10 protein-coding genes are annotated in these 8348 nt (G+C 70.5%); all 10 read right to left on the minus strand.

Going from position 1 to position 8348, the window contains the following annotated elements; translation table 11 throughout:
• Positions 1-8: 8 nt before the first annotated feature.
• The gene (locus CCN44_RS28130; RefSeq protein ID WP_237482525.1) at positions 9-581 is read right to left on the minus strand and encodes a hypothetical protein; all 573 of its coding nucleotides are present in this window, start codon (positions 579-581) and stop codon (positions 9-11) included.
• 98 nt (positions 582-679) lie between these two features.
• On the minus strand, positions 680-1474 hold the full coding sequence (locus tag CCN44_RS28135; RefSeq protein ID WP_033306537.1) for a hypothetical protein: 795 nt from the start codon (positions 1472-1474) through the stop codon (positions 680-682).
• A gap of 301 nt (positions 1475-1775) precedes the next feature.
• The gene (locus CCN44_RS28140) at positions 1776-2285 is read right to left on the minus strand and encodes a hypothetical protein (RefSeq protein WP_033306536.1); all 510 of its coding nucleotides are present in this window, start codon (positions 2283-2285) and stop codon (positions 1776-1778) included.
• 48 nt (positions 2286-2333) lie between these two features.
• A complete protein-coding gene (locus CCN44_RS28145) occupies positions 2334-3011 on the minus strand; it encodes a hypothetical protein (protein WP_063739288.1) in 678 nt (225 codons plus the stop codon).
• A complete protein-coding gene (locus CCN44_RS44105) occupies positions 3008-3880 on the minus strand; it encodes a hypothetical protein (protein ID WP_063739287.1) in 873 nt (290 codons plus the stop codon). The genes CCN44_RS28145 and CCN44_RS44105 overlap by 4 nt, the downstream gene beginning before the upstream one ends.
• A 229-nt stretch (positions 3881-4109) precedes the next feature.
• A complete protein-coding gene (locus tag CCN44_RS28150) occupies positions 4110-5057 on the minus strand; it encodes a hypothetical protein (protein ID WP_033306535.1) in 948 nt (315 codons plus the stop codon).
• Positions 5058-5334: 277 nt separating this feature from the next.
• The gene (locus CCN44_RS28160; RefSeq protein WP_086700610.1) at positions 5335-5904 is read right to left on the minus strand and encodes a hypothetical protein; all 570 of its coding nucleotides are present in this window, start codon (positions 5902-5904) and stop codon (positions 5335-5337) included.
• Positions 5905-5918: 14 nt separating this feature from the next.
• A complete protein-coding gene (locus CCN44_RS28165) occupies positions 5919-7433 on the minus strand; it encodes a TraC family protein (RefSeq protein WP_033306534.1) in 1515 nt (504 codons plus the stop codon).
• Positions 7434-7479: 46 nt separating this feature from the next.
• Complete coding sequence (locus tag CCN44_RS28170; protein WP_033306533.1) at positions 7480-8019, minus strand: hypothetical protein; 540 nt, start codon at positions 8017-8019, stop codon at positions 7480-7482.
• 23 nt (positions 8020-8042) lie between these two features.
• A partial coding sequence (locus CCN44_RS28175) for a DUF6238 family protein (protein ID WP_244203981.1) occupies positions 8043-8348 on the minus strand: 306 nt, incomplete at its 5' end.

The raw sequence follows: 8348 nt of genomic DNA on the forward strand, positions 1-8348 counted from the left end.
GAGGGGGACTAGCGGCGCGTGGCGGGGTGTGGGGTGCCGGCCTTCGCCGGGGCTGCGGCGGGTGCGCTCCGGGGCGGCGTGCTGCGCGATGCCCGGATAGCCGGTGCGGGCTCGAGGGAGGACCAGGCCGCCGGGTGGTCGTTGAAGGCGGTGCACGGGTCGGTGGCCCAGTCCACGACGGGGCCGATGTCCTCATGGAGGAGGCTGATCACCTCGATGCCCTGCTGGTGCAGGACGTAGCCCCACTGCATGTCCTGCTCGTCCGCGGTCCCGTCGGTGACCGACATGCGCACCGGCGGGGAGCCGTCCGGGGTGATCAGGTGGTCGAGGGTACGGCTGGGCCACTGCTCGCCGCCGGTCAGCGCGGCTACGAGCGCGGGCGGGGCACCGTCGAGGAGATCGGTGCCCAGCTCGTCCCAGCCGACGGCGACGTCGTCGATGAGGTGCCGGGACATGGCCTCCACGTCGCGTCCGAACTTGTACTGGTAGGCGGCCAGGAGCAGCGGGAGATGGTGACTGGGTACGCCGTCGAGCTGTACGTGGATGCCGCTGTACCCCGTTCCGACGGTGGGGCGGGCAATGAAGGAACGTGTGGACAGGGAGTTCTCCAGATTGAGCAAGGGCGAGGGGACGTTCGGCGGCCATCAAGGTGGCGTGCGGCGCCTGGGACGGGACACGTCTACGCGCGGTCCGACCAGGAGGCGACCGGGGGGCCGGAGGCGTCGGTGCGGGCGCAGGTGTAGCCGATCAGCCGGGATGGTTCGGCCTTCGCGGGGACGGTGGCGGCGTCGTTGCACACGAACGTGTACGTGATGGAGGTGCGTGGCACGTCGTGGAGCCAGGCGCGGTCGTCCTTGCCGGGGTTGATCTGCAGGCCGGGGTGCGCGACGGCGTCGGTCTGGGTGTGCGTGTGGGAGAAGAGGATCAGCGCACCGCCGTCGGTGGTCTTGAGGGCGTAGGCGTCCGTATAGCGGTTGGCGGCGCCGGCGAAGACGGTGGTGCCCTGGTTCCCGTAGCGGGTGCCGGTTTTGTCGTGGACCTCGATCTGCCGCTTGCTCGCCCTGGTCGGGGCGAAGACCTTCGTCCCGGTGTTCGCGCCTCCGGTGGCGAAGTTGTCGAGCACGCCGGTGCGTAGGAGGTCGGCACCGGCTGCCAGCTGCTTGTTGCCGTCGGTGGCGACGGCCGTCGCGTACCCATCCAGGTCGAGGGCGACGTCGGGCAGCTTCTGCCTGTCGAGGTCGACGACGGATACCAACTCCCAGCGCCTGTGCTGGGGTTGTTCGGCAAAGACCGCCAGACGCGAGGGGGCCTTGCCCTTCTGGTCCGAAAGCGCGGCGGCGAACCAGCGGTCCTGCCCGGCGGCCAGGCGCGGGATGTACAGCTTGGCGTTCGCGGAGTCGTAGGACCACGGCTTGTACGGCTTGCGGTCTGCCGCGGGAAGCCCCTCGGTCTCTATGTAGTCAGAGATGGACATCGCGTACAGCGGGCCGTCCTCGACCGTGTCGAGCAGGGCGCGGTTCCGGTCGGCGTTGGCCTGATTGTTGATCTTGGAGTAGTGGGCGATCTGGGCGAGGGCCTCCTTCTTCGTCAGCGCCGGCTCGGCGGTCGGGGTGGGGGAGGCGCTGCGGGTGGCCGTGGCTGTGGTGTCGGCGTCCGGGCTGTCGGAGGTGGCGCAGGCGGACGCGGTCAGCGCGACGGATACAGCGGTGAGCAGGAGGGCGGTGCGGCGGGCGGAGGTGTGCAGGGGAATCAGGGAGCTCCGGGAAAATAGCGGGTTAGCGGGTACGGGATGCGGTGGCGGATGCCGCTCGCGGGGACGGCGCGGTCACGGCTGGTGTCGCCCGGATATCGGCGGCGGCACGCAGTTGCTTCGCGGCGCGGGCGAGGTGGGTGCGGCTCTCACCGAGCCGGTCCACGAGACCCTGGTGCGCGGAGGCGATCGCCCGGGTGCGGGCGGGACCAGGCGCTTGGCGCGTGTGGTCGGCGAGGAGGCCGAGGTGGTGGACGGCGGCTCCGAGGGCGGCGAGCGCGGCACCGGTGGGCTCGGCCGCTCGGGCGAGAGCGAGCGTGGTGCGGCGGTGGGTGGCCGTGACGCGGGTCGGGTAGCGGCCGGCGGCCCGGTGGCGGAAGGCGGTCTCGCCGGCGAGGTAGGTCAGCAGCCGGGCCAGGTGGCGGACTTCGTCGTCCAGGATCTCGCTCAGCCCGGGATCGGGTTGGATCTGGTCGGGGAGCGGGAGGTGCTCGGCCACGGTGTTGAGCCGGTCCGCCACGTCGTGCAGCAGCATCCGCTGGTCAGGATCGGACAGCGGCAACTCCAGGATGAGTGGGGGCGTCTACCTCCGTGCCGCGGACGGCCCGCCCGCCGGAAGCTGCGTGCCCAGCGCCGCTGTGGGCGGGCGGGTCGGTGAGCCCGCGGAGGCGGGGGCGGCGTGGCGGAAGTTGACGCCGATGCCCTGAGCGGTGAGCAGCCGCACGGCGCTCTGGATGAGCAGGGCGCGGTCGCTGGTGCTGTAGGAGGCGGGCAGGACGAACGCCGACTCGTGCGGGCGGTATTGGAAACGGCAGCCGTACAGCACCGTGCGGGCGTCTTTCGGTACCGACTTATACGGTGCGCCCACGACCCCGTCGGGGTACCAGATCAGCGTGAGGGTCTGGGCGACCTCCGGTGCGGGCAGCCGGTGCGGGGGCTCGGGCTGGGTGCGGGCGTTGAGACGGACCGCGTCCATGGCCTGCCGGTAGTGGGGCAGCACGCGGCGCGTGACCGCGGCGGCGGCTCGGACCGGATCGTCGGGGACGGCGATGCCGTTCGGCTCGTCCACCATGCGGAAGTGGTGCGGCTTGAAGCCCTCGGGCTCCAGCGGGGCGACCAGGTACTGGCGGGGGTGGCGGGGCCGTTCGATGACACACAGCTGTGCGTCGTCGGGCCCTTCGAGGAGCAGGATGGGGGCGTCGGGGAAGTCCTGGACGGCCGAATTGGCGGGACCGCAGTCCCACACGCGGTCGGCGATCAACCGGTGGTTTCTGGGAGGAGGGAAGCCTTCGTACTTGCGGTACCACTGTCCAGGCAGGTGCTGGGCGAGGGCGGTGGCGAAGACGGACAGGTCGGTGCGGGTTGCGGGCATGGGTTCCTAAGGCGGCGGGCGGCCTGGTGGTAGCGGGACAGGAGCCGTCGGGTGACCGTGTGTGCGGCGCGGACCGCCTCGGAGGGGACCGCGATCGCGTGCGGGGCGTTGTCGTCGCCGAAGTAGTCGTGGGTGATGCCGTGCAGGGACAGCGCGCCGACGAGGACCTGTTCGCGGTGCAGCGGGCGGTCGATCACGACCAGCTCCAGGCGGCTGGGGCCGGAGAGAATCGCGGCGCGGGGAACGCGGAATTGCATCCAGGCGCTGGCAAGGCACGCGTTGTCCCACAGGTCGTCGAAGAAGTCGAGCTGGCTGCCCGGATCGACGAAGTCGGTTACGTGGAACGTCCATTCGCCGGGCAGGCGGCGAGACAGGCCGTGGGCAAGGGATTCCAGATCGCTGCCGGAGGTGATGATCCGGGCGGCCTGGCGCCGTGAACGGCGGTACTCCCGTTCCTGGTTCTCGCGCCACAGTTCCTCAACGCGCTTCCCCGCCGCGGGAGATCCGGCGTCCGGGAGGATACGGGGCAAGTGGTATTCCACGCCGATGCCCTGCCGGGCGGCAGCGGCAAGGAACCGCTCGAGCCGGGCCGGAACGTCGTGGTCGTACCTGTCGTGGATCAGGATGTAGCCGAAGACGCCACGTGGGCGCCAGAAGCCGTGCTCGGCAAGGAGTGTGTGGGCTGCTGCGGGGGCGTCGTTGCTGGTGAGGGCGATGACGCCGATCTGGTCGTGATCGCCGAGGCTAATAGAGGGCATGTGCTTGTCTTGTCTGTAGTGCCGTCAGTGTCGAACAACGCCAGCCCGTGCGGATGGAGTTGATGTTGGACGATGAAGCTCTGGCCGACGCCCCGCCCTGGTCCGCGTCCGCGACGTGCGCACGGGCAGGGGGCGAGGACGTGGCCGGTGTGGTCGAGCAGTCCGAGGGGCTCGGAGGCGCCGCGCAGTTCGAGGGACAGCTGCTGCCACCCGATGCGGCGTCGACTGTTCAGCGGGTTCTGGCACGTGGACCTCGTGATGTTGGCAGCCCCGGGCTTGGGCCCGACGGGAGGGCAGCACTGGTGGTCTGGCGCGCGGGGGCCAGGGCACGCATGCGGTCGACGGCGGTGTGCAGGCCCTCACCGAGACTGCGCAAGGTGGCTGCGGCGTCCTCAAGGTCGTAGTGGAGGTCGAATCCGTCGTCCTGCTCGGCTTCCTTGGCTTTCTCCCCGGCTGCTTCGAAGAACTCGCCGAGCCGCTCCAGCAGGCCGCTGGTGGGGTCCAGGACCTGGTGCAGCAGGGCGGCGGCGTCCGCATGCGACTCGGTTGCGTTGAGCCGGTCGGTGAGAGCGAGGAGCGCGTTGCCGTAGACGTAGACGGAGGTGCGGTCCGCGTTGTCGGAGACGTCCAGGGTCTTGGGCGGGCGGAGCGTCGGCGTGGCTGCGGACAAGAGCGCGCTTGCGGTGGACGAGGAGGGAGCGGGCAGCAGCCCGAGCTGGATGAGCCGCTGGTCGATCGCCTCGATCAGGGGCGTGGCGTTGCCGCCGTGGCGGGCTTCGGGCCGCTCCGGGGCACGTGGGTCGGCGGAGGGGGCCGAGTCGTAGATCACTTCGAACAGCGCCTGCTCGTCGGGATGCTGGCGGGTCACGATCCACCCCTGCGGGTCCCCTGGAGGACGGTCGCAGGAGGGCTCCTGCGGCGGGCCGATGATCAGGTAACTGTCGTCGGGGAGTGATACGCGCACGATGTACGCGCTGAGGCCGAACTCGATGTCGCACTCCAGGCCGCGTTGCCGCAGTGGCGTGGTGATGTGCGCGTGGCGGCGCCACAGTTCCTGCCACCAGGCGGTGTCCACGTTGCGGTGGTCGGGGAGCGGCGCGAGCGCGGACGCGGCGGCGGACGTGCGGCGGGCGTCGGCGTGGGAGGCGGTCGGGGTGTTCTTGTCCTCAGCGACCACGGCTTCTCCCGCGCGAGGGTGTGCGACGCAGCGGCGGGGTCCGGCGAGTGGGACTGGGCTTTGGCTCCGCAAGAGGGGTGAAGTCGAATTCGTACTCGTCGTAGGCGTCGATCAGGCCGTGTTCCATCTGGGCTTCGCGCTCGGCGACCTGGGCCATGAGGTCGTCGTGCTCGGCTTGGCACTGCTGGTACTCGGCCCAGTCGGCGTCGCTGAAATGGGCGGGGCGGTTCAGGGGACTCCTTGCGGTGGGATGCCGACGTAGATGCCTCGGCACGGGCTACCGGTGGCGTGCGCTCGGCCTGGGCGGCGCAGGCGCCGGGCTCTGCTGTCGGGAAGGCGTGGGGAAGAAGCGGTGGAAGTCGAGGTGCGCGGTGAGTTCCTTGGCCGCGTCACGGAGGGATTCCGAGGTGCGCCGCAGATAGGCGCGGGCCGTGGCGTGGTCGATGACCATGCGGTTCTCCGGGTACGTCCGGTCGGTCGGGCCAAAGGGCCGGGACAGGGATAGGGCGGTCTCCGCAGTCTCGGTGAAGTGCGGTGCGGCGTGGCTCGACAGGGTGGCCGCTGTCGCGAGGTGGGCGAGTACGGCGCTGCCAGCGCGTTTCGTGCTGTGAGGGCTCCGGGCGAAGTCGGCAGCCAGCCGGAGGACGTCGCGGGAGAGGTCCTGCGCGTCGGCGGCGTGTTGGAGTAGTTCCGCGTAGGAGGGCTCGGCCGGCACATGTCCGTGCTCGTCCAGCAGTTCCCATTGCTGGGAGGCGTCGAGCAGCTTTTCCTTCAGGGCGTCGAGCGCGCCGATCAGGCGGAGGGTGTCGTCGCGAGGTATCAGTTCGCGCTGGACATCGGGTTTCATGAGCCTCTTGCGTTTCAGTGCATGCGGGCGTCGGTGTCGAAGAGCGCCAGCTCGTGCGGGTGGAGTTGATGTTGGACGATGAAAGATCGTCCGGCGACCCGCCAGAGCCCCCGCCCGCGGTTGAGGTGAGAGATGGCCTCGGTCTCCACCGAGGTAAGGCCCAACAGCGCTGCTGCGGCATGGAGTTGGTCAGTCTCCTGCCGGTAGATGATGCGGGTCGAGCAGTCGGCGAGCAGACCTTCGGCCAGGGCACGTCCGCGGGATCCGGCGTCGCCGGCGGTGAGCAGGTCGGACAGCCGGTGGATCACCATCAGGTTGGCGATGCCCAGGCCGCGGCTCAGCTTCCACTGGGACTGCATGCGCTGCAGCAGGCCGGGGTGGCGCATCAGGCGCCAGGCTTCGTCGTAGACGATCCAGCGCCTCCCGCCGTTCGGGTCGGACAGCGCGGACTCCATCCATGCCGAGGCACAGGTCATGGCGAGGACGAGCGCGGTGTCGTCACCGGAGCCGCCCAGGCGGGACAGGTCGATGGTCAGCATCGGCGAGTTGGGGTCGAACGTGACAGTGCTGGGGGCGTCGAACATCCCGGCGAGGTCGCCGTGGACCAGGCGGCGCATCGCGTGGGCCAGGTCGCGGGAGGCGTCGCCGAGGCGGCCGGACATCAGGCCGCCGGCCGTGTCGAGTTCGTCGGGGTTGTTGAGGGTGGCGGCGATGTCGCCGAGCAGCGGGGTGCGTCCGCTTTCGGCAGCGCGGGTGACCACGGCGTCCAGAGCGACGTCGAGCCCGGTGTGCTCCATCGGCAGCAGGTCCCGCCCGAGCACGGTGCGGGCCAGCGAGCCGAGCAGCAGCAGACGGCGCTTGCGGATCTCACCCGCCCAGTCCGTCTCGGAGACCGACGGCGGTCGCGGCGCCGCGTCCAGGGGATTGAGCTTGCCGGGCAGCCCGGGCCCGAGCGCGATGGAGGTGCCGCCCAGCGCCCGTGCCACCGGAGTCCATTCACCCTTGGGGTCACAGGGGACGTAGACCCGGTATCCGAAGGCGATCGATCGCAGCGCGAAGCTCTTGGCCAACGCGCTCTTGCCCTGACCGATCACGCCGGCCAACAGCACGTTGGGGTTGGTGAAGCCCTCGACCTTGCCGTACAGCGCGAACGGGTCGAAGACGAAGCTCGCTTCGGCGTGGACGTCGCGGCCGATGTAGATGCCCTCGGCGCCGAGGCCGCCTTCGGCGAGAAACGGGTACGCCCCAGAGGCGGTGGCGGTGGTCATGCGGTGGGCGGGCAGCTTGAGCTTGTTGTTGCGGGAGGACGCGGGGCCGGGCCGCCCGGCGGGCGGGAAGAGGGGCGGCGGCATCTCCTGTTCCTCTACGCCGGCGCTGCTGGTGTGTGCGGCGGCTTCGGCGCGGGCCTTCGCTGTTGCCTCGGCGAGCTGTCGGCGAGCGGCCCTGCGGGAGGCACGGTCGGTGCCGTGTGGGGTGAACAGGGGGCTGGCGCTGGCGCGGCGGGCTCGGCGCGCGGGCCGGTGGCTCATGGTGGGGCGGCTTTCACGTGACTGCGGTCCGGATGTGGCGTGGGGGTCAGACGACCGGTGAGGCAGTGAACAGAACCGGGCTGCGGTAGTCCTTGCCGTCGCCCGACCAGTCCAACTGGATGTAGCCGTCGGCGAGGTAACGGCCCGAGCCTGCCGGGTACTTGAGGGTTCCGGTCGAGTAGGAGCCGTTGCCGTGGCTGCTGCTGTGTTCGAGCGCGTACTCAAGTCCGGTGTAGGCAGCGGACTTCACGACCGGGTCCGTGCCGCTGACGCTCTTCTTGGTCTGGAGCTGGAACTTGGCCTTGTTGAAGGTGTACGTATTGCGGTTCTTGGCCGTGTACGGGCCGTCCCAGTACACGGTGGCGGTGGTGTAGATGTTGCCGCCGGAGCGCATGGCGCAGAGCGTCACGTCGAAGTCCCAGTTGTCGGAGTCGGGGCCGTTGTACGACGGGTCGTCGACGGAGTGGCTGCTGGTCTTGCACTGGTAGCTGGCGGCGGATGCCGGGGTGGCGGTGGCCAGGGCGGCGGTGCCGGCGAGTGCGGCGAGTATGACGGCAGCGCAGGTGGAGCGCTTCAGGGCGCGCATTGAGGGCCTTTCGGTGGTGGGGGTTACTGGCTGCAGGTGGTGGTGTGGCCGTGCAGTGGGGTGTTGAGGTCGCTCGGGGTGGTCTTGCGGCGGACGACGTGGCCTGCGGTCAGGTGGCGCTGGCAGATGGTCAGGACGGGAGGTCCCTCGGGCAGCCGCTCGGGGCGGCATTCCGTGTCCGTCGGGGGTTCGTCCGCGACGGGCAGGAGATGGAAGGCGTCGTGCACGCCGGCGGCGGCCTGGAACAGCCGGGTGCGCGCGGTGGCGAGGTGCCGTCCGGCGGCGGGGTGCGGGGGCTGGGTGGAATCGGCGAGCTGGTCGAGCAGCTG

The organism is Streptomyces tricolor, from assembly GCF_002155905.1.
In the GTDB taxonomy this organism is placed as follows: Bacteria; Actinomycetota; Actinomycetes; order Streptomycetales; family Streptomycetaceae; genus Streptomyces; species Streptomyces tricolor.

What these genes read in the sequence shown, in the direction of transcription:
- CCN44_RS28135 (WP_033306537.1), bottom strand. Translation starts at nt 1,474, where the DNA reads ATGTCCATCTCTGACTACATAGAGACCGAGGGGCTTCCCGCGGCAGAC.
- CCN44_RS28140 (WP_033306536.1), bottom strand. Translation starts at nt 2,285, where the DNA reads ATGCTGCTGCACGACGTGGCGGACCGGCTCAACACCGTGGCCGAGCAC.
- CCN44_RS44105 (WP_063739287.1), bottom strand. Translation starts at nt 3,880, where the DNA reads ATGCCCTCTATTAGCCTCGGCGATCACGACCAGATCGGCGTCATCGCC.
- CCN44_RS28160 (WP_086700610.1), bottom strand. Translation starts at nt 5,904, where the DNA reads ATGAAACCCGATGTCCAGCGCGAACTGATACCTCGCGACGACACCCTC.
- CCN44_RS28165 (WP_033306534.1), bottom strand. Translation starts at nt 7,433, where the DNA reads ATGAGCCACCGGCCCGCGCGCCGAGCCCGCCGCGCCAGCGCCAGCCCC.
- CCN44_RS28170 (WP_033306533.1), bottom strand. Translation starts at nt 8,019, where the DNA reads ATGCGCGCCCTGAAGCGCTCCACCTGCGCTGCCGTCATACTCGCCGCA.